This window comes from Streptomyces sp. NPDC026589 (assembly GCF_040638385.1).
In the GTDB taxonomy this organism is placed as follows: domain Bacteria; phylum Actinomycetota; class Actinomycetes; order Streptomycetales; family Streptomycetaceae; genus Streptomyces.
This window is the reverse complement of record NZ_JBEZYG010000008.1, coordinates 248,905-273,543: the sequence shown is the minus strand read 5'-3', so window position 1 is coordinate 273,543 and position 24,639 is coordinate 248,905. Positions and strand designations below refer to the sequence as shown.

Here is a 24,639-nt window from a genome sequence, read left to right as displayed (position 1 = left end):
CCTGCCGGTCATGGCCGGGCGGGTCAGCTCGTCACGACGATCCGGCGCAGAGTACGGCCGAGCCTGCGCGCGTACCAGTGCTGTACGAGGGGCACGAGCGGTCCGGCGAGCCGGGCGTACCAGGACGCGGGGCGCGAGAACGCCAGCACTGTGAACCACACAGTGCCGTCATCCGCGAGGTCCACCACGAAGCACTCCTCCCCGCGCTCCGGATGCCCGGCGAGGGTGCCGTAACCGAAGCCGGTGCGGCCGTCCTCCTCGTACGCCGTCCAGATCACCTCGCAGGGCGCCGTGAAGCGCAGCGGCCCGAGGCCCAGGGAGACCCGGACGCTGCCGCCCGGCTCCGCGCGCCGCGCCGGGGCCTCCACCCGCGCGCCCGAGGCGCGGTGCATCCGCCACTCGGTCACCGCCGCCCCGGCGGCCGCGAAGTCCGCCGCGCCCCGGCCGATCCGGGTGCGGTGGTGGAGGTGGTGGTAGCCCCGGGGGAGCGGGCCGAGGCGGGTCGCGCCGACCTCCGGGTAGGTGAGGGTGCTCATGCGGTCCTGCCTCCGGTGCGGTCGGGTCCTTCGGTGCGGGCGGGTTCCTCGGTGCGGATGCGCCGCCAGGCCAGCAGCGAGCAGAGCGCGAAGCCCAGCGCGTTGCCCAGGCCATGGGTGGCGGCCATCCAGGTCAGGGTGGGGTGGGGCAGTCCGGTCGCCTCGCCGACCGCCCAGCTGAGCGCGAGCAGCATCGTCGCCACCAGGACGGCGGCGGAGGCGAGCAGCAGGAGCCGGGTCGTCCGGTCCCGGCCGCCGGCGCGCCCCATGCGCCAGGACAGCAGGCCGACCGTCCACATGCCGGCCGTCAGGACGAGGGCCCCGGCGAGCTCGGCCCAGTCGCCGATGAAGTACCCGACGAGGACGAGCAGGGTGCCCAGCGGCACGCTCAGCGCGGCGAAGCGGCCCGCCGGGCCGTCGGAGACCCGGCAGACCAGCCCGGCGATCAGGGCGGCGGCGAACCCGGCGAAGTGGAAGTGCGGCACGGTCAGCGCCAGGATGCCGAGGTCGAACCCGAACAGCTCGTGCCCCGACCGTTCGGCGACCAGGGCGACCGCGGCGACGGCCGGGGTGACCAGCGCGGTGAGCAGCGCGATCCCCGCCGGGTCGAGGTCCCGGCCGCGGACCGCCCGGCGCGGGGCGTGCAGGGCGAGCAGGGCGGCTCCCAGTGCGTAGCAGCAGGCGAGCGCCGTGGCCGCGGTGGACCGCGGCAGCCAGAGGGCGACGGCGCCCGGCACGGCGAACAGGGGCCAGAGCCGCCGGATCCGGTCCAGCTCCCGCCGTTCGGTCAGCCGCAGCCCCGTCGGCACGACGACGAGCATGCCCAGCATCACGATGGCGTTGACCAGTGCGGACATGGCTTCCCCCTGCTTTGAAGGCCTTGCTTCGAACGTCCTGCTGTGAACGCCCTGCTTTGAACGTGTTCAAGTTCCGGGAGTGAGAGTAGAGGGTTTATTGAACATGTTCAAGAAGGGGGTGTGGCTGTCTGTCCGCTTGCGGGATCGCGCTCGGTGCGGCACAGATGGTGACACCCATCCGTGCCCCAGGGACAGGCAGGAGAGCTCTGTGCGCTCACCCAGACGTAACCGGCGTACCGCGCTCGCCGCGCTGTCCGCCGGAGTGCTGTTCGCCGTCGCCGGCTGCGGAGGCGGCGACGACCGTACGGCGAAGGGCACCACGGGCACCGCGGAGGCCAAGGACGTCCTCCTCCAGCCGCTCGCCTCCCCCGGCCCCGGCCCGTTCACCGCCTCCACGGCGCGGGCGACGGCCTCCCCGCCCCCCACCGGCGCGCCGGACGGCGAACCGCCCTCCGCCACCCGGACGGTCCATCCGGTCTCCGGAGCCGTACCGGGGCTCTACGGCGGCACCCGGTCGGTCGCCGCCTGCGACGTCGAGCGGCAGACCTCCCTCCTGGCCGACGACGAGGACAAGGCGCGCGCCTTCGCCGACGCGTCCGGCATCGAGGCCGTGCAGATCCCGGGCTACCTGAAGTCCCTCACCCCGGTCGTCCTGCGCGCCGACGCCCAGGTCACCAACCACGGCTACGGCGCCGGCTCGGCCACCGCCTTCCAGGCCGTGCTCCAGGCGGGCACCGCCGTCCTGGTCGACAGCCGGGGGATGCCCCGCGTCCGTTGCGCCTGCGGCAACCCGCTGGCCCCGCCCGTGGTCGCCGACGGGAAGGTCGCCCACCGGGGGGAGCGCTGGCCCGGCTACGATCCCGCGCGCATCGTGGCCGTCGAGCCCGGCGTCAAGGCGGCCACGAGCCTGATCATCGTGAACGCCGACGACAACACCTGGATCGAGCGGGCCATGGGTGACAGCGGCGGCCGCGACCGCACCCCGGACGACCCGCCCCCCTTCGAGCCCGACGCCGACCTGCTCTTCCCGTCGCCGGGCCGCCCCTCCGAGTCCGCGCCCCCGGACACCGCCCCGTCCGAGCCGGCGGAGCCCACGGACCCCGGACCCCCGGTGCCGTCCGACGACTTCGGTGACACGCCGCCCGGGGAGCCGTGGGAGTACGAGGAGGAGGGCGACCCGGACGTCGCGCCGGAGCCGACCCAGGTCTTCCCCGCCGAGCCGGACGAGCCCGCGGGGCCTGACGGTCCCTTTGAGCCGGAAGCGCCCGCCGAGCCGGACGTGCCCATGGAAGCGGGCCTCGACGACGTCTTCGCCGGCTGACGGGACCGGGCGCCAGGGGCTGAGTGCCCTGTCGGCGGAGCCCGCACGGCGCCGCCCCGGCCCCGTACGGAACCGTCGACGCATCGGACGAGAAGAATCGGATAAATGGTGGCAGAGTGGCCCACATGGATGATCGGGTAGCGGGTGCCCTGTCACTCCCCGACGACTGGCCCGCCCACCCGGACCTCAGCCTCGCCCTGAACCGTATGGGCAGCTTCGACTGGGATCTCGACACCGGCCTCATGCACATGGACCGGGCCGCCCTCGACGTGTTCGACCTGACCGCGGACGAGTACGACGGCCGGCCGGCCTCGCTGGCGCCGCGCGTGCCGACGGACGAGGCCCAGCGTCTGGACGGGATGGTCTCGCACGCTCTGAAGAGCGGGCGCACCGAGTACGGCGCCTACTTCCGCATCCAGCGCCGCGACGGCACGCTGCGCTGGACCCACACCCAGGGTTTCGTCCGCCGGGACGGCACTGGCCGCCCGCACCGCATCATCGGGATCGTCCGCGACGCCACCCAGGAACTGGCCGACTCCACCGCCCGGCGCGAGCTGGACGAGGATCGCCGCCGGCGCACCAGCCTGGTCGAGGGCACCACCGCCGCGCTGGCCCACGCCCGTACCGTCAAGGACGTCATCGCCGTCCTCAAGAACTCCCAGGGGCTCGCCCACCTCGGGGCCACCAGCCTCGTCATGGGCCTGCTGGAGTCCGGCCGCATCCACCTCGTGGCCGACGGCCCCGAGGGCGCGTACGTCCCCGGCACCCGGTACACCCGGGTGGACGAGCAGTACCCGATGAGCGAAGTGGTGCGCACCCTGGCCCCCCGCTTCATCGAGTCCGCCGACGACTTCGCCGCCTCCTACCCGATCCTGTGGAGGAACATCAGCCACCTCGGGATCACCTCCGCCGCCTACATGCCGCTGATCGCGCAGGCCCGCCCGATCGGCGCACTCGGCCTCCTCTACCGGGACAAGGGAGGCTTCACCGCCGACGAACGCAATCTGCTGATGGCGCTCGGCACCTCGATCGCCCAGAGCCTCCAGCGCGCGATGCTCTACGAACAGGACCACGACCTCGCCGAGGGTCTCCAGCAGGCGATGCTGCCGCGCCGGATCCCCGCCGTGCCCGGGGCGCAGGTCGCCGTCCGCTACCGCTCGGCCCGCCTCGGCCGGGACATCGGCGGCGACTGGTACGACCTGATCCCGCTGCCCGGCGGCCGGGTGGGCGCCGTCATCGGGGACGTCCAGGGGCACGACACCCACGCGGCCGCCGTCATGGGGCAGCTCAGGATCGTCCTGCGCGCGTACGCCGCCGAGGGGCACAGCCCCGCCACGGTCATGGCGCGCGCCTCCGTCTTCCTCCATGAACTGGACACCGACCGCTTCGCCACCTGCACCTACGCCGAGGTCGACCTCACCACCGGCGTCGTCCAGCTGGTCCGCGCCGGACACGTCGACCCGCTGGTGCGGGACGTGGACGGGAGCTGCCGCAGGATGCCGTCCGAGGGCGGGCTGCCGCTCGGCCTCTCGGCGGAGTTCGGCCGTCTGGAGTACCCGGTCGGCACGGTCGAACTGGACCCCGGCCAGACGATGGTCCTGTTCACCGACGGCCTCGTCGAGCTGCCGGGCCTCGACCTCGACGAAGGCATGCAGCACCTCACCGCCCTCGTCACCAACGGCCCCCAGGACCTGCAGAAGCTGGCCGACCAGCTCTGCGACGCCGTCGACGAGCGCGGCGGCCAGGACGACGTCGCGGTCCTGCTGCTGCGCCGCCGCGCCGCGCACGCCCCGCAGCCGGGCGGCCGGCTCCAGCAGCACGTCGCCCAGAACGACCCCGAGGCGCTGAGTTCGTCCCGGCACATGATCCGGGCCGCGGTCCGGGCCTGGGGAGCGAAGGACCGGGCCGACGAGATCGAACTCGCGGCCGACGAGCTGATCACCAACGCGCTCATGCACACCGACGGCGGCGCCGTCGTGACGATCCGGGTGCTCGCCGGAACCGAGCGACGACTGCGCGTCGACGTCGAGGACCGCTCCAGCGCACTGCCCCGGCGCCGCGACGCGGGGGAGTCGGGAGTGTCGGGACGCGGCCTGATGCTGGTCGACCGGCTGGCCGACGTCTGGGGCGTGGAATCCCGTGGCAGCGGCAAGTGCGTGTGGTGCGAGTTCCTCATTCCGGCCCGCTGAACCGCGCACCGAGACGTAACCATACGTAACATGTCTGTACTTGACCGTAATCGACCGCGAACGATTGACTGCGCGGGACCGGCCGCACCCCGGCCCTGCCGCCTTCGACGACATGAGGCCCCCGTTGGGTACCGAGCTCCTCGCCCCGCTCGATCTTGCTTTCTGGCACCTCGAATCGGACGCCCACCCCATGCACCTCGGCGCGCTCGCCGTCTTCGCGCCGGCGCCCGGCGCCGCCCCGGAGCGGATCCTCGACCTGCTCGGCACCCGCGCCGCCGCCATCCCCCGGCTGCGCATGTGCGTACGGGACGTCCTGCTGCCGGTCGGCGGCAAGGCCTGGACCGTGGACAAGGACTTCGACGTGCACCGGCACGTCCAGCGCGTCGTCGTGGACGACGGCGACTTCATGGCGGAGGCCGGCCGGCTGGCCGGCGAACTGATGGAGCGACCGCTCGGGCGTGGTCTGCCGCCCTGGCGGATGTATCTCATCGGCGGCGCGGCGGACGGCCCCTTCGCCGTCCTGGTCAAGCTGCACCACGCGCTGGCCGACGGGATGCGGGCGGTCGCCATCGGGGCCGGGATCTTCGACGAGATCGCCGCCGTCACCAGCGCCCGCACCGCTGCCCGGGGCCGCCCCGCCGTAACGCCCCGCTCCTGGCTGCCCGACCCCCGGGAGATGGCGGGCATGGCCCTCGGCCGGATCGGCGAGGTCGGCCGGGCGCTCGGCGTGGGGGCCTCCGTCGTCCGCGCGGGCCGCCTCGACCTGCGCTCCACGACCGCTTTCACCGCACCCTCCAGCGGCACCCGCCGCCTGGCCACCGCCGACCTCGACGCCGGGGACCTCCAGCGGATCCGGCGCGCCGAGGGCGGCACCGCCAACGACATCCTCCTCGCCGTCGTCGCCGGTGCGCTGCGCCGCTGGATGGCCGGGCGCGGCGAACCGCTGTCCGCCGCCGACCCGCGCGCCCTGGTCCCCGTCTCCCGCCGCCGGCCCGGCGGCCCCTCCGCCACCGGAAACCGGCTCTCCGCCTATCTGCTCGACCTGCCGGTCGCCGAGGCCGACCCGCGCGGGCGGCTCCGGGCGGTCCGGACGGCGATGGACCGCAACAAGGCGGCCGGCCCCCTGAGGGGCGCCGGAGCCGTCGCCGTCCTGGCCGACCAACTGCCCCCGCTGGCCCACCGGTTCGGCGCACCACTGGCCGCCAACGCCGCCCGTATGCTCTTCGACGTACTGGTCACCAGCGTGCCGCTGCCCCGCTCCGCGCTCTCGCTGGGCGGCTGCCGGCTGACCGCCCTCTACCCCATGGCCCCGCTGGCCCGGGGCCAGTCACTGGCGGTGGCCCTGACCAGCTACGGCGGCCGGGTGCACGTGGGGCTGGTCGCCGACGGCAAGGCGCTGCCCGACCTCGACCGGCTCGCCGCCGCGGTCGAGGAGGAGTTCACGGAGCTGGGCGCCGCCATCACCGGCACGGACCGCGCACCGGTGTCCTGACAGGCAGCCGCCCACCGGCTGCGGCAGTCTGGAGCCATGCCCGAACTGCCCGAAGTCGAAGCCCTGCGGGTCCTCCTCGACGACCACCTCGTCGGCAAGGAGATCGCCCGCGTCCTCCCGCTGGCGATCAGCGTCCTGAAGACGTACGACCCGCCGCTGACCGCCCTGGAGGGCACGGCCGTCACCTCGGTCGCCCGCCACGGCAAGTTCCTCGACATCGAGGCGGGCGGCCTCCACCTGTGCACCCACCTGGCCCGGGCCGGCTGGCTCCGCTGGAAGGACTCCTTCCCCGCCACCCCGCCCCGCCCCGGTAAGGGACCCCTCGCCCTGCGCCTGATCACCGCCGACGGCGACGGCTTCGACCTCACCGAGATGGGCACCAAGAAGCGCCTCTCCGTCCACCTCGTCCACGACCCCATGGGCGTCCCCGGAATCGCCCGCCTCGGCCCGGACCCCCTCGCCGACGCCTTCGACCGCGACGCGTTCGCCGCGCTCCTCGCCGGGGAGCGCCGCCAGATCAAGGGCGCGCTGCGCGACCAGTCGCTCATCGCGGGCATCGGCAACGCCTACAGCGACGAGATCCTGCACGTCGCGAAGATGTCCCCGTTCAAACGGACCGCCGACCTCGGCGAGGACGACGTCACCCGCCTGTACACCGCGCTGCGCACCACGCTCAAGGACGCCGTGACCCGCTCCAGCGGGGTGGAGGCCGGAAAGCTCAAGGCCGAGAAGAAGACCGGGATGCGGGTCCACGGGCGTACCGGGGAGGCCTGCCCCGTCTGCGGGGACACCATCCTGGAGGTCTTCTTCAGCGACTCCTCGCTCCAGTACTGCCCCACCTGCCAGACCGGCGGGAAGCCGCTCGCGGACCGCAGGCTCTCCAAGTTCCTGAAGTGAGTCCGTGTTTGCCGCGTGCGGCGGTACGGGTACCACCCGGGATTCGTTCGCGCCCGGCCCCGATCCGCCCCGCACCCCCTAAACTCCGGCCTCATGCTGCGCGTACTCGCCGTCGACGACGAACAACCCGCCCTGGAGGAACTCCTCTACCTCCTGCGCGCCGACCCCCGTGTCCGCAGCGCCGAGGGAGCCACCGGCGCGACCGAGGCGCTGCGCCGCATCGGTGGCGCGGTGGACGCGGGCCCCGACGACCCGTCCGCGATCGACGTGGTCTTCCTCGACATCCACATGGCCGGTCTCACCGGCCTCGACGTCGCCCAGCTCCTCGCAGGCTTCGCCGCGCCCCCGCTCATCGTCTTCGTCACCGCGCACGAGGGCTTCGCCGTCCACGCCTTCGACCTCAAGGCCGTCGACTACGTCCTGAAACCGGTCCGCCGCGAACGCCTCGCCGAAGCCGTCCGACGGGTCGCCGAGCAGGTGGGGGAGCGGCCCGCGCCCGTCCACGACAGTGCGGGCGACCAGATTCCGGTCGAGCTGGGCGGCGTCATCCGTTTCATCCCCATCGACGAGATCGCGTACGCCGAGGCCCAGGGCGACTACGCCCGCCTGCACACCGCCACCGGCAGCCACCTCGTCCGCATCCCGCTCACCACCCTGGAGGAGCGGTGGCGCTCCCGGGGCTTCGTCCGGATCCATCGCCGCCACCTCGTGGCGCTCGGCCGGATCGACGAACTGCGCCTGGACGCGGGCAGCATGAGCGTGCGCATCGGGGAGGCGGAGCTGGCCGTCAGCCGCCGCCACACCCGTGCCCTGCGCGACCTCCTCATGCGCCAGGGTGGCCGCTGACCTGGGAGGTTCTTCGCCGAACCCTTCCCATCACGGCCCGCCGACGCCTACACTCCGAGCCCATGTCCGCAGAGCCATCGCCCCGGCGTGAAGTGGTCACGGGGGAGCCGCGGCGGGTGCGCCCGCTGCCCCGTTACCGCACCCAGTCGGAGATCGACGAGCAGACCGCCCTCGGCGGCGCCTATGTGCGATCGCTGATGCGCGGCCAGCTGCGCGCCGGGCTCACCGTGTTCGGCGTCCTCGCCCTCGTCGCGGGCACCCTGCCGCTCCTCTTCGCCGCGCTGAACAGCTCCGCCCTCGTCTGGGCGGTGCTCGGCTTCGCCACCTACCCGCCGCTCACCCTGGCCGCCTGGTGGTACGTCCGCAGGGCGGAGCGCAACGAACGCGACTTCGCCCGGCTGGTGGAGGGCCGCCCCGCCCCGTGAGCACCCCCGACCACATGGCGTCCTGGGTGGCGGTCGCCCTAGTCGTCCTCGCCACCGTCCTCGTCGGCGGCTTCGGCCTGCGCATCTCCCGTACGACCTCCGACTTCTACGTCGCCTCGCGCACCGTGCGGCCCCGCCTCAACGCCGCCGCGATCAGCGGCGAGTACCTCTCCGCCGCCTCCTTCCTCGGCGTCGCCGGGCTCGTCCTCGTCCACGGCCCCGACATGCTCTGGTACCCGGTCGGCTACACCGCCGGATACCTGGTGCTCCTGGTCTTCGTGGCCGCCCCGCTGCGCCGCTCGGGGGCGTACACCCTGCCGGACTTCGCCGAGGGACGGCTCGAATCACGGCAGGTCCGCCGACTGGTCAGCGCCCTCGTCGTCGGCGCGGGCTGGCTCTACCTCGTGCCCCAGCTCCAGGGCGCCGGCCTCACGCTCAAGATCCTCACGGGCGCTCCGGGCTGGCTCGGCGACGTCCTCGTCGCCACCGTCGTGACCGCCGCCGTCGCCGCCGGCGGCATGCGCTCCATCACCTTCGTCCAGGTCTTCCAGTACTGGCTGAAACTCACCGCGCTCCTGGTGCCCGCCCTCTTCCTGGTGCTCGCCTGGCAGGGTGACGGCCGGCCCCGGGTCAGCTTCGACGAACAGCTCGCCGTCTTCCGCGCCGACCATCCGCTGTACGCCACCTACGGGCTGATCGTGGCGACCTTCCTCGGCACCATGGGCCTGCCGCACGTCGTCGTCCGCTTCTACACCAGCCCCAACGGCCGCGACGCCCGCCGCACCACCGTCGCCGTTCTCGCCCTGGTCGGCCTCTTCTACCTGCTGCCGCCGATCTACGGAGCCCTCGGCCGGCTCTACACGCCCGAACTGCGGTACGGCGGAGACGCGGACGCCGCCGTCCTCCTGCTGCCGGCCCGCGTCATCGGCGGACTCGGCGGCGACCTCCTCGGGGCGCTGATCGCCGGCGGGGCGTTCGCCGCGTTCCTGTCCACCGCCTCCGGGCTCACCATGGCCGTCGCCGGAGTCATCACCCAGGACGTCCTGCCCTCGCGCGGGGTACGCCACTTCCGGCTCGCCACCGTCCTCGCGATCGCCGTACCGCTCGCCGGTTCCCTGCTGGTGAGCCGGGTACCGGTGGCCGACGCGGTGGGCATGGCCTTCGCCGTCTCCGCCTCCTCCTTCTGCCCGCTGCTCGTCCTCGGCATCTGGTGGCGGCGGCTCACCCCGCCCGGGGCCGTGGCGGGGCTCCTGCTGGGCGGCGGCTCCGCCCTCGTCGCGGTGGCCGTCACCGTCAGCGGAGCCGTACGCCCGCCGGGCTGGCCGCACGCCCTGCTCGCCTGGCCCGCCGTCTGGTCCGTCCCGGTGGGGTTCCTCGCGATGATCCTCGTCTCGCTCGCCACACCGGGGCGGATACCCCCCGGCACCAACGCCGCCATGACCCGCTTCCACCTGCCCGAGGCACTCTCCTCGGCGCGGTCCGCCGCGGGGCGGGAACGATGACCGGGGCCGCGATCGCCGTTCTCGTCGTGGTGCCGGCCGTGCTGCTGCTCGCCGCCGGGTATCTGGTGGGCCGCCGCACCGCCCGACCGCTGCGCCCCAGCGACGTCGGCACGCCCGTCGAGCACGCCACGTTCGAGACCCTGCACACCGCCTCGCTGGCCGCCCCGCCGCTGCGGGCCGGCCTCACCGAGGAGAGCGCCCGGCGCGCCGCCCGCCGACTGCGCTCCCTCCTCGGCACCGACGCCCTCTGCCTCACCGACCGGGACCGGGTGCTGGTCTGGGACGGCGCCGGGCACCACCACGGCAAGGACGTCATGGAGCACCTGAAGGTGCTCCTGGACAACGGCCGCCGCACCGCCTTCGACAGTGGCTGCGCCGACCTCGACTGCCCGCTGCGCTGGGCCGTCGCCGTTCCGCTCACCGTCGAGAACCGGGTCCTGGGCGCGCTGGTCGCCTATGCCCCGCGCGAGTCGGCGGTACTGGCCCGGGCGGCGGGGGAGGTGGCCCGCTGGGTCTGCGTCCAGCTGGAGCTGGCCGAGCTGGACCGCTCCCGCACCCAGCTCATCGAGGCGGAGATCAAGGCCCTGCGGGCGCAGATCTCCCCGCACTTCATCTTCAACTCGCTTGCCGCCATCGCCTCGTTCGTCCGGACCGACCCCGAACAGGCCCGTGAACTGCTGCTGGAGTTCGCCGACTTCACCCGCTACTCGTTCCGCAGGCACGGGGAGTTCACCACGCTGGCGGACGAACTGCACTCCATCGACCAGTACCTGGCCCTCGTCCGTGCCCGCTTCGGCGAACGCCTCGCCGTGACGCTTCAGGTCGCCCCCGAGGTGCTGCCCGTCGCGCTGCCGTTCCTGTGCCTCCAGCCGCTGGTGGAGAACGCCGTCAAGCACGGCCTCGAAGGGGCGGCCACCCGCAGCCGCATCACCATCAGCGCCCTGGACGCCGGCTCGGAGGCCGAGGTGGTCATCGAGGACGACGGAACCGGCATGGACCCCGAACGGCTGCGGCAGATCCTGCGCGGCGAGGGCGGCGCCTCCACCGGCATCGGGCTGCTCAACGTGGACGAGCGGCTGCGCCAGGTCTACGGCGACGACTACGGCCTGGTCATCGAGACCGGGGTCGGGGCCGGCATGAAGATCACGCTGCGGCTGCCCAAGTACCGTGCCGGGGTGCACGGTTCCTGAAGCAGGGGGTCAGCACAGGTGGACGGCCAGATGTCCCAGCGGCAGCCCCAACTGCCAGGCGGGCGTCCAGACGCGGACCTCCTGGCTGTCGGTCTCCCAGGACCCGGGGCCGATCGCGTCGAGGTCCGCCGCGAGCAGCTCGGTCTCCTCCAGCCACCGCCAGGCCGCCCGCGCCAACGCCAGATCGGGGTCACCGGGCTCGGTGTTCCGACCCGCCTCCGTCAGCCGCTCGCGGATCCAGGCGCGCCAGGTGCACCCGTACGCCGTGAGGCTCCGCAGCTCGTCCACCCGCGGCCCGGGCAGGGCCCGGCGGGCGGGAGCGTCCCGGGGGACTCCACACAGGAACATCGTCAGCGCGAGGGCGTCGCGCCCCGCCCGGAACTCCAGGGTCGTCGGTTCCATCAGATCGCCGGTCCGTAACAGGTCGTCGGCGAGATATTCGGTGGACAGCCAGGTCATCGGTACCTGGAGGTCGTTCCCACCGGTCCCATCCGTATCCTCGGGACGCATCCCGTCTCGCCTCTTTCCTTGCTCGGTGCCGGGCTTCACGCAGCATTGAACCGGGGGCGGGCGCCCCGCGTGGGCAGAAGGGGAGGATCGCCCAGGAGATGCGAGGCAGTGAATGAGTGTCGACCCCGGCGACGACGGGCATGTGCGCCTGCTGCTGGGCGCGTACGTCCTGGACGCCCTGGACGCCGAGGAGACCTGTAGGGTCGCCCGCCACCTCCGGGGCTGCGACGGCTGCGCCCGGGTCTACGTGGAGGTGGCCGAGGCCTCCGCCCTGTTGGCGCTGCTCCGGGCGGAGGACCTGCGGGAGTAGCCGGGCAGCGTCCGCGCGAGGACCCGCAGGGCGTAGTACGAGCGGGACTTGACGGTCCCCGTGGGGATGCCGAGCGCCTCGGCCGTCTCGCCGACGCTCAGCCCGCGGAAGTAGATCTGCACCAGCACCGCACGGTGCTCGGGGCTGAGGGTGCGGACCGCCTCCCGGACGTCCAGGGCGCGGACGGCCGAGTCCGCGGTGTCCAGGGCGTCCGGGGTGCTCTCCAGCACGGTGTCGCTGACCTCGACGGGACGGGCCTGCCGGGAGCGCCGCGCGTCGATGGCGAGGCGGCGGCCCACGGTGAACAGCCACGGCCGCATCGACGCGTAGGGCGCGTCGAAGGCCTCGGGGTGCTGCCAGGCGCGCACCAGGGTCTCCTGCACCAGGTCCTCGGCCCGCTGCCGGTCCCCGAAGGTCAGACCGAGGAGGAAGTGGAACAGCGCGGGGCCGTGTTCCCGCTGCAACTCGGCGAGGGTCCGCTCGTCGGTCGTCGTGGTGGTCTTCATGAACGCCCTCTCCCGCCGCGGCCCCTGGCGGCCTCGTTGCCGACTTGGCGTATACGAACGCATTCGGCGGCGCGGGAACAGGCGGTGCGCCGAGGCGTGCGACGAGCGGTCGCTCAGTGCGGCGAATGGTGCGGTGAACGGTCGAAGGGCCGTCGGGGTCGGCCGGTACGACCAGTTCAGCTAAGTATGCGGCAATGCTCCTTGCTTATCCGGTATGAAGATCTGTGTAGTCGGATGGTCGTAATCATCCGAACATGGAGTCGAGCAGATGACGCAGCGCATCCGACCGGGCACCGCGGCCGCCATCGCCCTCCTGCTCGCCGCGGCCACCGGCTGCACCGGGCAGCAGTCCCCGGCCCCCGCGCCGAGCGGGCCCCCCGCCGCCCGCGGCGCCGGCGGCCAGGACGCCGAGGGGCCCCGCCCGTTCACGCTCCTCGCCGCGGGCGACATCCTGCCGCACTCCTCCGTGATCGACCGGGCCGCCGTCGACGCGGGCGGCGCCGGCTACGACTTCGCCCCGATGCTGGCGGGCGTCGCCCCGGTCGTCTCCGCCGCGGACCTGGCGTTCTGCCACATGGAGACGGTGTACGGCGCGAAGGGCGGCCCCTACACCGGATACCCGAGCTTCAAGTCGCCGCCCGAGGTCGCCACCGCCCTGCGCGCCACGGGGTTCGACTCCTGCTCCACGGCCTCCAACCACACCCTCGACGACGGGGCCGAGGGGGTCTCGCGCACGCTCGGCGCGCTGGACGGGGCGGGCATCCGGCACGCCGGCTCCGCCCGCACCGCCGCCGAGGCCGCCCGGCCCACGATCCTGCCCGCCGGGCCCGGGAAGGGTGCGGCCAAGGTTGCCCACCTCGCGTACACCTACGGAACCAACGACATCCCGGTCCCCGCCGACCGGCCCTGGACGGTCAACGTGACCGACGAGCGCAGGATCATCGAGGAGGCCAGGGCGGCCCGGCGGGCCGGCGCCGACGTCGTCGTCCTCTCCGCGCACTGGGGTACCGAATGGCAGGACGAGCCCGACGCGACCCAGCTGGAGCTGGCCCGGCGGCTCACCGCGTCCGCCGACGGGGGCCGCCCCGACATCGACCTGATCATCGGCACCCATGCCCATGTGCCGCAGGCGTACGAGAAGGTCAACGGCACCTGGGTGGTCTACGGGATGGGTGACCAGATCGCCGGAGCGATGATCAACTACGAAGGGGTCCAGGACCCGCGCGGCAACCAGAGCTCGATGGGCCGCTTCACCTTCGCGCCGCCCGCCGAGCCCGGCGAGCGCTGGACGGTGAAGAAGGCGGAGTTCGTCCCGCAGTGGTACGACACCGGCACCGGGCGCGCCGTCAACCTCAACGCCTCCCTCGGCGACGGGGCCGAGCACCTCCGCGAGGTCCGCGACCGTATCCGTACCGTCGTCCTCGGGCGCGGAGCGGAGAGCGACGGGCTCCTCATGGGCAAGTGAACGTTCCTCACGGCACCACGGTGACCGGCCACCGCCCCGCCTTCACCAGGCGCACGGCCACCGAACCGACGAAGCGGTGCCCGGCCGACTCCGACGCCCCGACCACCACCGCGTCCGCCTTCAGCTCGTCGGCCGCCGTCACCAGCCCGTTGTACGGGTCGCCCCGGAAGGTGTGGAACTCCCAGCGCATGTCCCACGCGTCACCGAAGCGCTCGGTCGCCTCGCGGATCTCGGTGACCAGGTCCTCCGCGACCTCGCCCGTGGTGTCGCTCACCGGCACGCCCAGCGCCGCACCAGCCGTGATGACGGGCTGGACGTACACCAGGGCCAGCATGGCGTTCTGCCGGCGGGCCAGTCCGGCGGCGTAGGCCGCCGCGCGCATCGACGAATCGGAGCCGTCGAGCCCCGCGACGATCACCTTGGGGCCGTCCGTGCCGCGTTCGAACCGGTGAGGCTGCTGCTCTGTCACGGCTCCGAGGCTATCGGCTCGTCCCGGAGGGGAGGCTCCGGGACGCCGACCGACCCGAATGGAGATGAACATACTGCGTCGATCGTGTACAAAACGGTCGGTGGCCGGTGTCGGCGGCGGGAACGGACGTCCGGCCGTGCGAGCAGTTGGCCATGAGAAGTGATCACACCGGACCCGAGCGCCGCACCCTGTTGAGGGTCGCGCTCGGCCTCGGAACCGCCACCGCCGTGCACCTGATCGCCGCCGATCCGGCCTCGGCGCCCGCTCGCTCCGCACTCGCCGCGAAGACCCCGCCCACCGCGGCCGCGGGATCTCCGGGACACGTCCGGGGCCGGCCCTCCCCGTACCGGCTCGAACCGATGACGGCGCATACCCCGCCCAGGTTCGGACCGGCCAGGCCGCCCGTGCGCGTCCGGCCCTTCGAGCATCTCCCCGAGATCGGTCACTCGATGGTCCTGAGCTTCGACGACGGACCCGACCCGCTCTACACCCCGGACATCCTGGCCACCCTGCGCGAGCACCGGGTCCGCGCCATGTTCTTCGTCTGCGGAGAGATGGCCGACGGAAACCCGGACCTGCTGCGCGAGATGGCCGACGACGGGCATGTGGTGGGCAACCACTCCTGGTCGCACCCGCTGATCCCGAAGCTCTCCCGCCCCGCGATCCGCGAGGAACTGGGGCGCACCAGCGAGGTGGTGGACCGGGCGCTCGGGGCCCCGCCGCTCTGGTACCGCGCGCCCTACGGCGCGTGGAACCGCAACTCCTTCGAGATCGGGGCCGAGCTGGGCATGGAGCCCATGGCCTGGACCGTGGACACGCTCGACTGGAAGACGCCGGGAACCGGCCGAATCGTCCGCCGGGTGCTGGACGGAGCGGCGCCCGGCGTCGTCGTCCTCTCGCACGACGCGGGCGGCGACCGCTCGCAGAGCGTCGCGGCCCTGCGCCGCTACCTTCCCCGGCTGCTGGACTCCGGCTACCGCATCACGGTGCCGCGCCGCCTCTGAGCCGGGAACGCGTCCGCGCGCGACGGTGCCCCCGGCAGCCTCGGGAACCCGAGGCTGCCGGGGGCACCGTCGCGCGGGAGCGCCCGCTGTCAGCGGGTGTCGACGAGCCGGGCGAAGACCACCACGTTGCCGTCGTAGCCGCCCGCCTTGGAGTAGCCCCCGCCGCAGGTGATGACCCGCAGCTCCGCGTGGCCGGTGTCGCCGTAGACCCGGGGGCCGGGGAAGTCGTTCTTGGAGAAGACCTCCACCCCGTACACCTCGAAGATCCCGACCCGGCCGTCGTAGCGGGCGACCTCGACCCGGTGCCCCTTCTGGAGCGAGCCGAGGCCGTAGAAGACCGCGGGCCCGGACATGTTGTCGACGTGGCCGACGACCACGGCGGTGCCGCGCTGGCCGGGGGCGATGCCGTTCTGGTACCAGCCGGCGAGGTTGGGGTCCTCGGCGGGCGGGGCGTCGATCCACCCGTTGGCGTCCAGGTTGACGTCGATGACCGGGGCGTCGACGTCGATGGACGGAACCTTCACCCGGGAGGCCGGGGCGTACGGCAGTGGCTGCGCCGCCTCGCCCTCCACCGGCGGTCCCGCGGTGTCCTTGCCCAGGTCCAGCGAGGCGGCCGCCGCGGGCTGCGGGGGGCCCGCCTCCCCGAACTCCGTGCCGTTGCGCATGAGGGCGAGGCCGCTGAGCAGCACCAGGGCGACCGCACCCCATGGCACACGTCTGGTCCGCTCGGCGCCAGCGTAGTCCCGGCCCATGGTTCTCCCTTCGTCGCGACGCTGTGAACGCTAAGGGCGTCGGGTCCGGGCGGCGATCAGAGAGGGGCGAACGGGTGGCGGCGGGGTCGGGCCCCTTGCCGGGCCCCTGCCGGATGCCTGCCCATCGGAGTAATGAGCAGATAAAAGTTCTGACGGCCCGTGACCTGCGGCTCCGTCAGTTCCGCGGGTTTTCGTACGGCGTGTCGCGTCACCGGGGTGGAGCAACGCCGAAGTGCGAGCCGAAGGTCCGCTGGTGAGTGTTCGTCATGGGAGGCGTTCTCGTCGATCCAGCCCGGGGGACAAGCCCCCGGGGGCGTTTCCCGCTGGAGGTTCACACGATGCGTGTCTCACGCGCTCTCGCGGTCACCGCGACCGCTTTCGCGGCCGTCGGGCTGGCGGCCCCCATGGCCGCCGCCACCAACGGCCCGGTCAACGTCGCCGTCAACCCCCACTCCGTCCACCAGGGCGGCACGCTCAAGATCACCGCGCAGGGCTGCGGTCACGGCGGCAAGGTCTGGTCGAACGCGTTCCCGACGACCACCCTCTCCCCGGGTGACGGCACCAACTACGCCCATGCCCGGGTCCGGAACAACACCACGCCGGGTCAGTACCACCTCTCCGTGAAGTGCAGCGACAACGACCGGATCGCGACGCACAAGTTCACCGTGCTCGCCGGCAACCCCTCGCAGGGCGGGCTCGGCGGCTCGATGGGGCCGAGCTCCGTGGAGATGCAGGTCGGCGGCGGTCTGGTGGCCGCGGCGGCCGTCGGCGGCGCGGTCTTCCTCGTCCGGCGCCGGACGACGAGCCATGCGGCGTTCTAAGGCGTCGAACCTCCCGCCCGGCCCGATACGCCCGTCGCCCCGAGTCCTGGATCAGGACCCGGGGCGACTGTCGTGCGCCGCATGCTCGCGGTCAGTGGCGGCGGTCGGCGGTGCGGCGGCGCGCGAAGTAGAGGGCGCCCGAGGCCGCCACGGCCACCAGGGCCGCTCCGGCGGCGACCTCCACCGTGTCGGTGGAGCCGGAGCTTCCGCCGAGGCCGCCGCGCACGCCGCCCGGGATGAGCGCCGTCGAGCTGGCGGTGGGAACGGTGGTGGGCCTGGGGGTGGGGGTGCTCGTGGCGCCGCCGGTGATCGTCAGGTTGACGTTGCGGGAGGTGCCGGTGGAGCCGCACGCGAACGTCACCGCGTACACGGCCCCCCGGCGGGCGTCCGTGTCGACGGTGGCGGTGGCCGTCGTGGAGCCGCTCGGGATGGTGGTGGTGTCGAAGATGCCCGAGGAGACGGTCGTCTCGCCCGTGCAGCCGCCGGCGCCGAGGGTGACCCGGCCGCCGGGTGCGATGACCGACGGGGCGATCGTCGGGTTGAACGTGCTGGTCGCCCCGTCCGGCGCGGCGTGGGCGGCGGCCGGGGCCAGCAGCGTCAGGGCACTGGCGCCGAGCAGGGCGAGCGGTGCGACACGTATCGCGCGCATGGTGGATCCTCCGGGTTCCCCGAGGGGCAGCTGCGGAACCAATTTCCACATAGCAGGAAAAATGCACCTCGATGCCCGACACGCTAGGAGGGGTCCCCCCGACACGCGATCGGGGTCCGGCGAATGGGTCAGCGGTGTCCCCCGGCCGGCTCACCGGTCGGCTCACGGGCCGGGGGCGCTGACTCAGCGGGCGGCCCCCGGGAACATGGCGAGGAACGGGTCCGCGGTGGCCGAGATGCCCCTGCCGAAGGGCGCGTCGAAGTCCCAGATCAGAAAGAGCAGGAAGGCGATCAACGCGCTGAACAGGCCGGCCAGGAGCAGTTCGCGGAACGTTCTGCGGATCTGGAGGGCGAAGATCAGCCCCACGGTCACCAGCGCCCCGATGATCAGCCCGAACCAGACGACTCCCGGCATCGTCGCCCCGGCGTTCTGCGCGCGTGTGCTGCGCGCGTCGTCCGCAGCCGCCACCTGGTCGACCAGCGGCTGGTAGGCCTGCCCCTCGTGATCGGTCCTGGGCGCGTAGTCGGTGACGTCCGCCCGTACCTTGTCCAGCAACTCGGTGCCGCGCTCGGTGAGCGTGTTGTGTTCGGACATCACCTTCCACTCGTCGTGCACCACATGATTGACATAGGCGTCGACGTCCGCGCGGATACGGTCGCGGACCTCCACCGGGTAGACGGAGGCGCGCGCCTGCACCTCGTGCAGCGCCTGCGCCTCGATGCGGACGGACTCCTGGGCGGCGCTGCGTCCCTCCCAGACCCCGGCGATGGCGAGCCCCAGGACGATCGCGTAGACCACGCCGATCATCATCGTCATGTACTCGATGACGTCGGGCGTCTCGGACGGGTCGTCGTCATCCCCGATCCGCCGGTTGTTCAGGACGGCGATGGTGAGGACGACCGCGCAGGCGGACGCCATGGCAATGCTCAGGACGAGCCATTCGGACATGCGTCTCTCCTGGTCAACGGGATGACCGCGGCCGCAGCACGGCAACGGCGAACACCGCCGGGGCGGTGATGAGCAGCGTCAGGGACACCAGCGACGGTCCGCTCCGCGGCTGTTTGCGGGCCGGTTTGCGGTACGCCGGCAGCGCGACGGGCCGGGGGCGCGGTGGCTCGGTCCGCTCCGGTGGCTCCGGGGACGGCGAGGGCTTCGATGGCGGCGCAGGCGCGGGTGCCGGTGGCGGGGGAGGAGGCGGCGGAGGTGGAGGTGGTGGTTCCGCGACCACCGGTGGCGGCGGAGGTGGAGGTGGCGGTTCCGCGACCACCGGCGGCGGCGGTGGCGGCGGGGGAGGTGGTGGAGGTGGTGGTTCCGCGACCACCGGCGGCGGTGGAGGTGGAGGCGGCGGTGGGGGTGGCGGCTTCGGTGGTGGCGGTGGTGGTGGCTCTGAGACCGCGACACAGTCCCCGTCGCCCGCCACGGCGACCGACGAACTGCCGTCTCCCTGCCCGATCGTGGCCACCGCGCAGCTGTCGGCGGTGGCGGGCAGCGGTACCGCTGTCAGCCAGAGAAGTGCGGCGACCGTCGTGAGCCGCGCGATGCGTGATCCGTACACGTCCGCGAGCATGATCCACGCCGCCGGGGAACACGCGATACCTGCCGTTGATTCGCCTGATCGTGCGGTTAATGGGCCATTCGTGTTTGACCGTTGGACGTCGCGTCGCCGAATTCTTCTCGGCATTCCTTTGAACGCGCCCCCGTCGGCGACCCGTACCCAGGGCCATGAACGGCGCGGCCCCGCACCGGCACCGGAAGCAGCCCGCCGGCAGTGGGTACGGATCCGTCGGCGGAGGATACGGACCGGGGCCGACGCGGAGGGGGAGGCGGCCGAACCCGGGGAGGCCGGTCAACTCGCGGTTCAGGAGGGCAAGAAGCTCGGGCAGGCGCTCACCGACAGTGCGGGCTTCACACTCTTCCGGCTCGACAAGGACACACCGCCCAGGAGCCCCAAGTGGCCGCGAATCACAGGGAAACGGCGTCCGGAGTGCCGGTCCGTCGCTGTTCGCATACGCGCAGCGACGGACCGGCCGCAGATGCCACCGGAGTGTGACCAATAACGGATCGCTAATTTCCGTTTCCACTCGCTCTCTTGGCGGCCGATCAGTAGCCTCTGGTCAACACTGACCATGAACATGGCCGGATCGCCGTGGCGACTTGTTGGAGACATCGATGGAGCGTCCCGCCTGGGCACCGCAGGGCATTGACATTTCGGTGCCAAGCGTGTCTCGCATGTACGACTTCTATCTGGGCGGATCGCACAATTTCGAGGTGGACCGGGAAGCCGCGCGCAAGGCCATGGAGTTCCTTCCGGGCCTTCCCAAGATCATGCAGGCCAATCGCGCCTTTATGCGCAGGGCCGTCCGCTACGCCGTCGGCACCGGCATCGACCAGTTCCTGGACATCGGCTCCGGCATACCGACCTTCGGCAACGTCCACGAGGTCGCCCAGGCCGCCGACCCCGGGGCCAAGGTGGCCTACGTCGACCACGACCCGGTCGCCGTCGCCCACAGCCGGGCCGTCCTGGAGGGCGACGACCGCGCGGTCATCGCCGCCGCCGACCTGCGCCGGCCCAAGGAGATCCTGACGAACCCGGAGATCACCGGGCTGCTGGACCTGGAGCGGCCGGTGGCGCTGCTGCTGGTCGCGGTCCTCCACTTCGTGGAGGACGCCGACGACCCGCGCGGCGCGGTCGCCGAGCTGCGCGAGTCACTGGCCCCCGGCAGCCTGATCGTCCTGACCCACGCCTCGTACGAGGGCATCCCGCTGCCCAAGGAGGAGGCGGCCGGCACGGTCGGCGTCTACCAGAACATCCGCAACCCGCTGATCATGCGCTCGCGCGAGGAGATCGGCCAGTTCTTCGAGGGCTACGAGATGGTCGAGCCGGGGCTCGTGTCGATGCCCGAATGGCGGCCCGACACCCCGCAGGCGCCGGAGCAGGAAGACCCGTACGCCTTCTCGGGCTTCGCAGGGGTTGGGCGCAAGGCGTGACCATTCCCGCCCAGGCGTCCGGGGAACCGGACGCGGAACCCGACGGTCCGGAAGGCCGGCTGCGGAGATTCGCCAGAATCTGGAGCCGCGCCATCTTCCCCCTGACGGCCACCTCTCTCACCCGGCCGGAGTTCGAACAGCATCTGCTGCCCCTGGCACGCGAGCTGAACGGCATCCTGCACGCCCACCCCTTCGACGCCTCGCCCGCCCAGCGGATCGGCGAAGCCCTCATCGACGCGCACTGCACCGACCCGGACGCCCTCAGCTCCACACTCGGCGTCGTCGACTCCTACCTCGTCCTGTACTGCGGCGGCACCGGGCCCGGCGCGCTGTCCACCGAGGACGGCCGGGCCCGCTGCGCCCGGATCCAGCACACCCTCGCCGCCGGCTTCACCGGGGCCCTGCGCGAGCGCACGCTCGCCGAGCAGGAGGCCATCGCCCGCTCGGCGCTGACCGCCCGCTCGGACGCCGAACAGGCCCTGCACGCCACGGAGGCCCGGTTCCGCGCGGTCTTCAAGGACGCCGCCGTCGGCATCGGCATCGCCGACCTGGACGGCAACATCCTGGAGATCAACGACACCCTCACCAAGATGTTCGGCGGGCTGGAGCACCACGTCCGCAGCCACAAGGTGAACGAGTGGGTCCACCCCGAGGACTCGCCGCAGGTGTGGAAGTACTACGACGAGCTGGTACGCGGCGAACGCGACCACTACCGGGTCGAGAAGGCGTACTACCGCAACGACGGCACCGTGCTGTGGACCAACCTCACCGTCTCGCTGCTGCGGGATTCCGAGGGCCGCCCCGAGTACCAGCTCGCACTGATGGAGGACACCACCGAGCGGCGGCTGCTCAATCTGCGCCTGCGCTACGAGGCCACTCACGACGCGCTCACCGGGCTGCCCAACCGGACGCTGTTCTTCGAGCGTCTGGAGAAGGCCCTCGCCGCCCAGGAGGGAATCGGCTTCGGCCTCTGCTACCTGGACCTCGACGGCTTCAAGGCCATCAACGACAGCCTCGGCCACGCCGCCGGCGACCGCCTCCTGGTCGAGGTCGCCGACCGGCTCCAGAGCTGCGCCACCGCGCCCGGCGAGATGGTCGCCCGGCTCGGCGGCGACGAGTTCGTCGCGCTCACCACCGGCCCGGACACCGCCGAGGAGGTGGACGAGCTGGCCGGCCGCATTCTCCATGCGCTCGCCTCCCCCATCCGCCTCGACGGCCGCGAGCTGACCGTCCGCGGCTCCATCGGCGTCGTCGAGGGGCCCTCCGGGGAGCGCAGCGCCGCCGAGGTGCTGCGCAGCGCCGACATCACGATGTACCGGGCCAAGGCGGCGGGCGGCAACCGCTACCAGCTCGCCGACGCCGAGGCCGACGCGCGGGCCATCACCCGGCACGGGCTGACGACCGCGCTCCCGGCCGCCCTGGACCGGGGCGAGTTCTTCATCGAGTACCAGCCGCTCGTGCACCTGGGCGACGGCACGGTGCACGGCGCCGAAGCCCTCGTACGGTGGTGCCATCCGCAGCACGGGGTGCTCGGCCCCGACCGGTTCATCCCGCTCGCCGAACACACCGGGCTCATCGTGCCGCTCGGGCGCTGGGTGCTGGAGGAGTCCGTACGGCAGGCGAACTTCTGGCAGGAGCGGCACAGCGACGGAGGACCGCTGCGGATCAACGTCAACCTCTCGCCGACCCAGCTGCACCACCCCCGCCTCGTCGCCGAGACCGTCGACGTGCTGGAACGTTCCGGTCTCGAACCGGGGGCGCTCTGCCTGGAGGTGACCGAGTCCGCCCTGATCGGCGCCGACGACGATCTCCTCAAGCCGCTGCGGCAGCTCGCGGAGATGGGCGTCGACATCGCGCTCGACGACTTCGGCACGGGCTACTCGAACCTGGCGAACCTGCGCAGGCTGCCGGTGAGCGTGCTCAAGCTGGACCGTTCCTTCACCCAGGGCATGCAGCAGCACCCGGCGGACCCGGTCGATCTGAAGATCGTCGAGGGCATCGTGTCGCTGGCCCACAGCCTGGAGCTGGCTGTCACGGTGGAGGGCGTGGAGACGGGCGCCCAGGCCGAGCAGCTGCGGCTGCTGGGCTGCGACACCGCACAGGGCTGGTACTACGCCCGCCCCGGGGCTCCGGACCGCATCCACTCCCTGCTGCTGGCGGACGCGGTCTGAGCCCGGCCGGGGCGCGGAGGACCCTTCGCGCCCCGGCCGGTCAGCCCGAGACCGGCCGGAGCTCCAGCAGCATCCGCTGGAGTTCGCGCGCGGCCCGGGGCGGAGCCACGTCGCTGCGGTGTGCCAGCGCGATCGTGCGCCGCAGCCCGGCGCCGGCCAGCGGGGTCCTCCGCAGGTCGCTGCCCGCCCGGGCGGCGGCCATGCTCGGCACCACCGCGATGCCGAGCCCCGCCCGTACGAAACCGAGCACCGCGTCCATCTCGCCGCCCTCGACGGTGAACGTGGGCTCGAAGCCCTCCGCGCGGCACGCGGCCACGGTCAGCTCCCGCAGGTTGTACCCGTGCCGGAACATCACCAGCGGCGCCCCCTCCAGATCCGCGATCCGGATCCGGCCGCCCCGCCCCGGGGGCGGCTCCGCCGCCGAGGACACCACCACCAGGTCCTCGTGCAGCAGTTCCACCGTGGTCAGCGCGGGAGAGGCGGCCGGCATGGGCAGCACCACCAGCGCCAGGTCGAGCGCGCCCCGCGCCAGCTGACGCACCAGGTCGTGCGAGCCGCCCTCCTCCAGCAGCAGCCGCACCCCCGGATGACGGTCGTGGAAGGCGCGCAGCATGTCCGGCAGCAGCCCGGTGCACAGGCTCGGCGTCGCCCCCAGCCGCACCCGGCCGCTGCGCAGCGAGACCAGCTCCTGGACCTCCTGCCGCGCCGTCTCCGCGTCGGCGAGGATCCGCCGGGCGAGCGGCAACAGCGCCTCGCCCGCGTCGGTGAGGGCGATATTGCCCCGGGCCCGGCTGAACAGATCAGCGCCCAACTCCGTCTCCAGCGCCCGGATCTGCTGGGAGAGCGAGGGCTGCGACACATGCACCGCCTCGGCGGCCCGGGTGAAATGCCGGGCCTCGGCGACGGCCACGAAGTAGGTGAGCTGTTGGAAGTGCACCCTTCAACCCTACCGGCTGTCGATAGTGAATGCCTATGGAGATGAGCCAGGCCATGTCTTGGACTGATCGGGCTGTTCGCCCCTACCGTCGTGTCCATGGCATTGGCAACGCGGACGGACCGACGGCCGTCGATGACGCGTACGCTCTGGGACTCGACCGTCGGCAAGAAGACGATCATGGCCGTGACCGGTCTGGTCATGCTCGGATATCTCGTCGCCCACATGGTGGGCAACCTGAAGATCTTCTTCGGACCCGGCGAGTTCGACGGGTACGCCCACTGGCTGCGCACCATGGGCGAACCGGTACTGCACTACGAGTGGGCGCTGTGGCTCGTCCGGGTGGGGCTGGTCGCGGCCGTCGTGCTGCACGGCGTCTGCGCGTACCAGCTCAGCCGGCGCGACATCAGGGCGCGCCCGGCCAAGTACGTCCACAAGAGGGCCCGGGCGAGCTACGCCACCCGGACCATGCGCTGGGGCGGGATCATCCTCGCGCTCTTCATCGTCTGGCACATCCTCGACCTGACGACCGGCACCGTGCACACCGGCTTCGAGGCCGGGCACCCCTACCAGAACGTCATCGACACCTTCTCGACCTGGTACGGCAACGTCATCTACATCGTCGCCGTGCTCGCCATGGGCCTGCACGTCCAGCACGGCTTCTGGAGCGCCGCGCAGACCCTGGGAGTCGGCAACGCGACCCGCGACCGCATCCTGAAGACCCTCGCCAACCTCCTCGCAGCGGTGCTGACGGTGGGCTTCATCTCCGTACCCGTCGCCGTCATGACCGGAGTGGTGAGCTGAC

General features: G+C 72.6%; 24 protein-coding genes and 1 pseudogene. 16 read left to right on the top strand and 9 right to left on the bottom strand.

The features are described from left to right. Positions 1 to 23: 23 nt before the first annotated feature. Positions 24 to 536 (bottom strand): DUF1990 domain-containing protein, encoded by a 513-nt coding sequence (locus tag AB0F29_RS16750; RefSeq protein ID WP_361872592.1) that lies wholly within the window; start codon positions 534 to 536, stop codon positions 24 to 26. Continuing rightward, positions 533 to 1,393: a YndJ family protein gene (locus tag AB0F29_RS16745; RefSeq protein ID WP_361872590.1), complete on the bottom strand. Its 861-nt coding sequence runs from the start codon at positions 1,391 to 1,393 to the stop codon at positions 533 to 535. The genes AB0F29_RS16750 and AB0F29_RS16745 overlap by 4 nt, the downstream gene beginning before the upstream one ends. A gap of 208 nt (positions 1,394 to 1,601) precedes the next feature. Between AB0F29_RS16745 and AB0F29_RS16740 the strand changes: the two genes are divergently transcribed. The 8 genes from AB0F29_RS16740 to AB0F29_RS16705 all read left to right on the top strand — a co-directional run bounded on the left by AB0F29_RS16740 (position 1,602) and on the right by AB0F29_RS16705 (position 11,255). Continuing rightward, on the top strand, positions 1,602 to 2,714 hold the full coding sequence (locus AB0F29_RS16740; protein ID WP_361872587.1) for a DUF6777 domain-containing protein: 1,113 nt from the start codon (positions 1,602 to 1,604) through the stop codon (positions 2,712 to 2,714). A gap of 125 nt (positions 2,715 to 2,839) precedes the next feature. Then, the gene (locus AB0F29_RS16735) at positions 2,840 to 4,903 is read left to right on the top strand and encodes a SpoIIE family protein phosphatase (RefSeq protein WP_361872585.1); all 2,064 of its coding nucleotides are present in this window, start codon (positions 2,840 to 2,842) and stop codon (positions 4,901 to 4,903) included. Positions 4,904 to 5,027: 124 nt separating this feature from the next. Then, the gene (locus AB0F29_RS16730; RefSeq protein WP_361872716.1) at positions 5,028 to 6,395 is read left to right on the top strand and encodes a wax ester/triacylglycerol synthase family O-acyltransferase; all 1,368 of its coding nucleotides are present in this window, start codon (positions 5,028 to 5,030) and stop codon (positions 6,393 to 6,395) included. Between the two features lie 36 nt (positions 6,396 to 6,431). Further along, the gene (locus tag AB0F29_RS16725) at positions 6,432 to 7,292 is read left to right on the top strand and encodes a DNA-formamidopyrimidine glycosylase family protein (protein WP_361872583.1); all 861 of its coding nucleotides are present in this window, start codon (positions 6,432 to 6,434) and stop codon (positions 7,290 to 7,292) included. A gap of 93 nt (positions 7,293 to 7,385) precedes the next feature. Next, positions 7,386 to 8,138: a LytTR family DNA-binding domain-containing protein gene (locus AB0F29_RS16720; RefSeq protein WP_361872580.1), complete on the top strand. Its 753-nt coding sequence runs from the start codon at positions 7,386 to 7,388 to the stop codon at positions 8,136 to 8,138. Between the two features lie 62 nt (positions 8,139 to 8,200). Beyond that, positions 8,201 to 8,563 (top strand): hypothetical protein, encoded by a 363-nt coding sequence (locus tag AB0F29_RS16715; RefSeq protein ID WP_047180039.1) that lies wholly within the window; start codon positions 8,201 to 8,203, stop codon positions 8,561 to 8,563. After that, positions 8,560 to 10,065: a cation acetate symporter gene (locus AB0F29_RS16710; RefSeq protein ID WP_361872577.1), complete on the top strand. Its 1,506-nt coding sequence runs from the start codon at positions 8,560 to 8,562 to the stop codon at positions 10,063 to 10,065. Before AB0F29_RS16715 ends, AB0F29_RS16710 begins: the two co-directional genes overlap by 4 nt. Beyond that, on the top strand, positions 10,062 to 11,255 hold the full coding sequence (locus AB0F29_RS16705; protein ID WP_361872575.1) for a histidine kinase: 1,194 nt from the start codon (positions 10,062 to 10,064) through the stop codon (positions 11,253 to 11,255). Before AB0F29_RS16710 ends, AB0F29_RS16705 begins: the two co-directional genes overlap by 4 nt. A 9-nt stretch (positions 11,256 to 11,264) precedes the next feature. Here the strand turns inward: AB0F29_RS16705 and AB0F29_RS16700 are convergent, their stop codons facing one another. Beyond that, positions 11,265 to 11,765, bottom strand: coding sequence for a hypothetical protein (locus tag AB0F29_RS16700; RefSeq protein WP_361872573.1), 501 nt, complete (start codon positions 11,763 to 11,765; stop codon positions 11,265 to 11,267). A gap of 112 nt (positions 11,766 to 11,877) precedes the next feature. On the opposite strand from AB0F29_RS16700, the gene AB0F29_RS16695 reads away from it, so the two are divergent. Further along, complete coding sequence (locus tag AB0F29_RS16695; RefSeq protein ID WP_361872571.1) at positions 11,878 to 12,075, top strand: zf-HC2 domain-containing protein; 198 nt, start codon at positions 11,878 to 11,880, stop codon at positions 12,073 to 12,075. Here the strand turns inward: AB0F29_RS16695 and AB0F29_RS16690 are convergent. Continuing rightward, a complete protein-coding gene (locus AB0F29_RS16690; RefSeq protein WP_361872568.1) occupies positions 12,009 to 12,581 on the bottom strand; it encodes a sigma-70 family RNA polymerase sigma factor in 573 nt (190 codons plus the stop codon). The two genes, AB0F29_RS16695 and AB0F29_RS16690, sit on opposite strands and share 67 nt — an antisense overlap. Before the next feature lie 268 nt (positions 12,582 to 12,849). On the opposite strand from AB0F29_RS16690, the gene AB0F29_RS16685 reads away from it, so the two are divergent. Then, positions 12,850 to 14,046, top strand: a complete 1,197-nt coding sequence (locus AB0F29_RS16685) for a CapA family protein (RefSeq protein WP_361872565.1) — start codon at positions 12,850 to 12,852, stop codon at positions 14,044 to 14,046. Positions 14,047 to 14,053: 7 nt separating this feature from the next. Here the strand turns inward: AB0F29_RS16685 and AB0F29_RS16680 are convergent, their stop codons facing one another. Next, positions 14,054 to 14,515 carry a universal stress protein gene (locus tag AB0F29_RS16680; RefSeq protein ID WP_361872562.1) on the bottom strand — a complete coding sequence of 154 codons (462 nt, stop codon included), beginning with the start codon at positions 14,513 to 14,515 and terminating at the stop codon, positions 14,054 to 14,056. A 152-nt stretch (positions 14,516 to 14,667) separates the two neighbouring features. Between AB0F29_RS16680 and AB0F29_RS16675 the strand changes: the two genes are divergently transcribed. Then, positions 14,668 to 15,519 carry a polysaccharide deacetylase family protein gene (locus AB0F29_RS16675; RefSeq protein WP_361872560.1) on the top strand — a complete coding sequence of 284 codons (852 nt, stop codon included), beginning with the start codon at positions 14,668 to 14,670 and terminating at the stop codon, positions 15,517 to 15,519. Positions 15,520 to 15,608: 89 nt separating this feature from the next. Here the strand turns inward: AB0F29_RS16675 and AB0F29_RS16670 are convergent, their stop codons facing one another. Next, positions 15,609 to 16,271: a class F sortase gene (locus AB0F29_RS16670; protein ID WP_361872557.1), complete on the bottom strand. Its 663-nt coding sequence runs from the start codon at positions 16,269 to 16,271 to the stop codon at positions 15,609 to 15,611. Positions 16,272 to 16,609: 338 nt separating this feature from the next. Here AB0F29_RS16670 and AB0F29_RS16665 point away from each other — a divergent pair, with 338 nt between their 5' ends. Further along, the gene (locus AB0F29_RS16665) at positions 16,610 to 17,092 is read left to right on the top strand and encodes a hypothetical protein (RefSeq protein ID WP_018955700.1); all 483 of its coding nucleotides are present in this window, start codon (positions 16,610 to 16,612) and stop codon (positions 17,090 to 17,092) included. Between the two features lie 91 nt (positions 17,093 to 17,183). Here the strand turns inward: AB0F29_RS16665 and AB0F29_RS16660 are convergent, their stop codons facing one another. Together AB0F29_RS16660 and AB0F29_RS16655 are read right to left on the bottom strand one after the other, a co-directional pair. Then, positions 17,184 to 17,741 (bottom strand): hypothetical protein, encoded by a 558-nt coding sequence (locus AB0F29_RS16660; protein ID WP_361872554.1) that lies wholly within the window; start codon positions 17,739 to 17,741, stop codon positions 17,184 to 17,186. 183 nt (positions 17,742 to 17,924) lie between these two features. Next, the gene (locus AB0F29_RS16655; RefSeq protein WP_361872552.1) at positions 17,925 to 18,689 is read right to left on the bottom strand and encodes a DUF4239 domain-containing protein; all 765 of its coding nucleotides are present in this window, start codon (positions 18,687 to 18,689) and stop codon (positions 17,925 to 17,927) included. 768 nt (positions 18,690 to 19,457) lie between these two features. Between AB0F29_RS16655 and AB0F29_RS16650 the strand changes: the two are divergent. From AB0F29_RS16650 to AB0F29_RS16640, 3 genes and pseudogenes are all read left to right on the top strand, one after another. Beyond that, positions 19,458 to 19,687: pseudogene (locus tag AB0F29_RS16650) on the top strand (hypothetical protein); the annotation flags it as partial. Positions 19,688 to 19,910: 223 nt separating this feature from the next. Further along, entirely contained in the window at positions 19,911 to 20,729 is an 819-nt protein-coding gene (locus AB0F29_RS16645) for an SAM-dependent methyltransferase (protein ID WP_361872549.1), read from the top strand. Further along, on the top strand, positions 20,726 to 22,900 hold the full coding sequence (locus AB0F29_RS16640) for an EAL domain-containing protein (RefSeq protein ID WP_361872546.1): 2,175 nt from the start codon (positions 20,726 to 20,728) through the stop codon (positions 22,898 to 22,900). The genes AB0F29_RS16645 and AB0F29_RS16640 overlap by 4 nt, the downstream gene beginning before the upstream one ends. Positions 22,901 to 22,940: 40 nt before the next feature. Here AB0F29_RS16640 and AB0F29_RS16635 read toward each other — a convergent pair whose 3' ends face one another. Continuing rightward, positions 22,941 to 23,837 (bottom strand): LysR substrate-binding domain-containing protein, encoded by an 897-nt coding sequence (locus AB0F29_RS16635; protein ID WP_361872543.1) that lies wholly within the window; start codon positions 23,835 to 23,837, stop codon positions 22,941 to 22,943. 132 nt (positions 23,838 to 23,969) lie between these two features. On the opposite strand from AB0F29_RS16635, the gene AB0F29_RS16630 reads away from it, so the two are divergent. Further along, the gene (locus AB0F29_RS16630; protein ID WP_361872714.1) at positions 23,970 to 24,638 is read left to right on the top strand and encodes a succinate dehydrogenase; all 669 of its coding nucleotides are present in this window, start codon (positions 23,970 to 23,972) and stop codon (positions 24,636 to 24,638) included. Position 24,639: the final 1 nt, after the last annotated feature.

What these genes read in the sequence shown, in the direction of transcription:
- AB0F29_RS16750 (WP_361872592.1), bottom strand. Translation starts at nt 536, where the DNA reads ATGAGCACCCTCACCTACCCGGAGGTCGGCGCGACCCGCCTCGGCCCG.
- AB0F29_RS16745 (WP_361872590.1), bottom strand. Translation starts at nt 1,393, where the DNA reads ATGTCCGCACTGGTCAACGCCATCGTGATGCTGGGCATGCTCGTCGTC.
- AB0F29_RS16735 (WP_361872585.1), top strand. Translation starts at nt 2,840, where the DNA reads ATGGATGATCGGGTAGCGGGTGCCCTGTCACTCCCCGACGACTGGCCC.
- AB0F29_RS16725 (WP_361872583.1), top strand. Translation starts at nt 6,432, where the DNA reads ATGCCCGAACTGCCCGAAGTCGAAGCCCTGCGGGTCCTCCTCGACGAC.
- AB0F29_RS16720 (WP_361872580.1), top strand. Translation starts at nt 7,386, where the DNA reads ATGCTGCGCGTACTCGCCGTCGACGACGAACAACCCGCCCTGGAGGAA.
- AB0F29_RS16715 (WP_047180039.1), top strand. Translation starts at nt 8,201, where the DNA reads ATGTCCGCAGAGCCATCGCCCCGGCGTGAAGTGGTCACGGGGGAGCCG.
- AB0F29_RS16705 (WP_361872575.1), top strand. Translation starts at nt 10,062, where the DNA reads ATGACCGGGGCCGCGATCGCCGTTCTCGTCGTGGTGCCGGCCGTGCTG.
- AB0F29_RS16700 (WP_361872573.1), bottom strand. Translation starts at nt 11,765, where the DNA reads ATGCGTCCCGAGGATACGGATGGGACCGGTGGGAACGACCTCCAGGTA.
- AB0F29_RS16695 (WP_361872571.1), top strand. Translation starts at nt 11,878, where the DNA reads ATGAGTGTCGACCCCGGCGACGACGGGCATGTGCGCCTGCTGCTGGGC.
- AB0F29_RS16690 (WP_361872568.1), bottom strand. Translation starts at nt 12,581, where the DNA reads ATGAAGACCACCACGACGACCGACGAGCGGACCCTCGCCGAGTTGCAG.
- AB0F29_RS16685 (WP_361872565.1), top strand. Translation starts at nt 12,850, where the DNA reads ATGACGCAGCGCATCCGACCGGGCACCGCGGCCGCCATCGCCCTCCTG.
- AB0F29_RS16675 (WP_361872560.1), top strand. Translation starts at nt 14,668, where the DNA reads ATGAGAAGTGATCACACCGGACCCGAGCGCCGCACCCTGTTGAGGGTC.
- AB0F29_RS16670 (WP_361872557.1), bottom strand. Translation starts at nt 16,271, where the DNA reads ATGGGCCGGGACTACGCTGGCGCCGAGCGGACCAGACGTGTGCCATGG.
- AB0F29_RS16665 (WP_018955700.1), top strand. Translation starts at nt 16,610, where the DNA reads ATGCGTGTCTCACGCGCTCTCGCGGTCACCGCGACCGCTTTCGCGGCC.
- AB0F29_RS16660 (WP_361872554.1), bottom strand. Translation starts at nt 17,741, where the DNA reads ATGCGCGCGATACGTGTCGCACCGCTCGCCCTGCTCGGCGCCAGTGCC.
- AB0F29_RS16655 (WP_361872552.1), bottom strand. Translation starts at nt 18,689, where the DNA reads ATGTCCGAATGGCTCGTCCTGAGCATTGCCATGGCGTCCGCCTGCGCG.
- AB0F29_RS16645 (WP_361872549.1), top strand. Translation starts at nt 19,911, where the DNA reads ATGGAGCGTCCCGCCTGGGCACCGCAGGGCATTGACATTTCGGTGCCA.
- AB0F29_RS16630 (WP_361872714.1), top strand. Translation starts at nt 23,970, where the DNA reads ATGACGCGTACGCTCTGGGACTCGACCGTCGGCAAGAAGACGATCATG.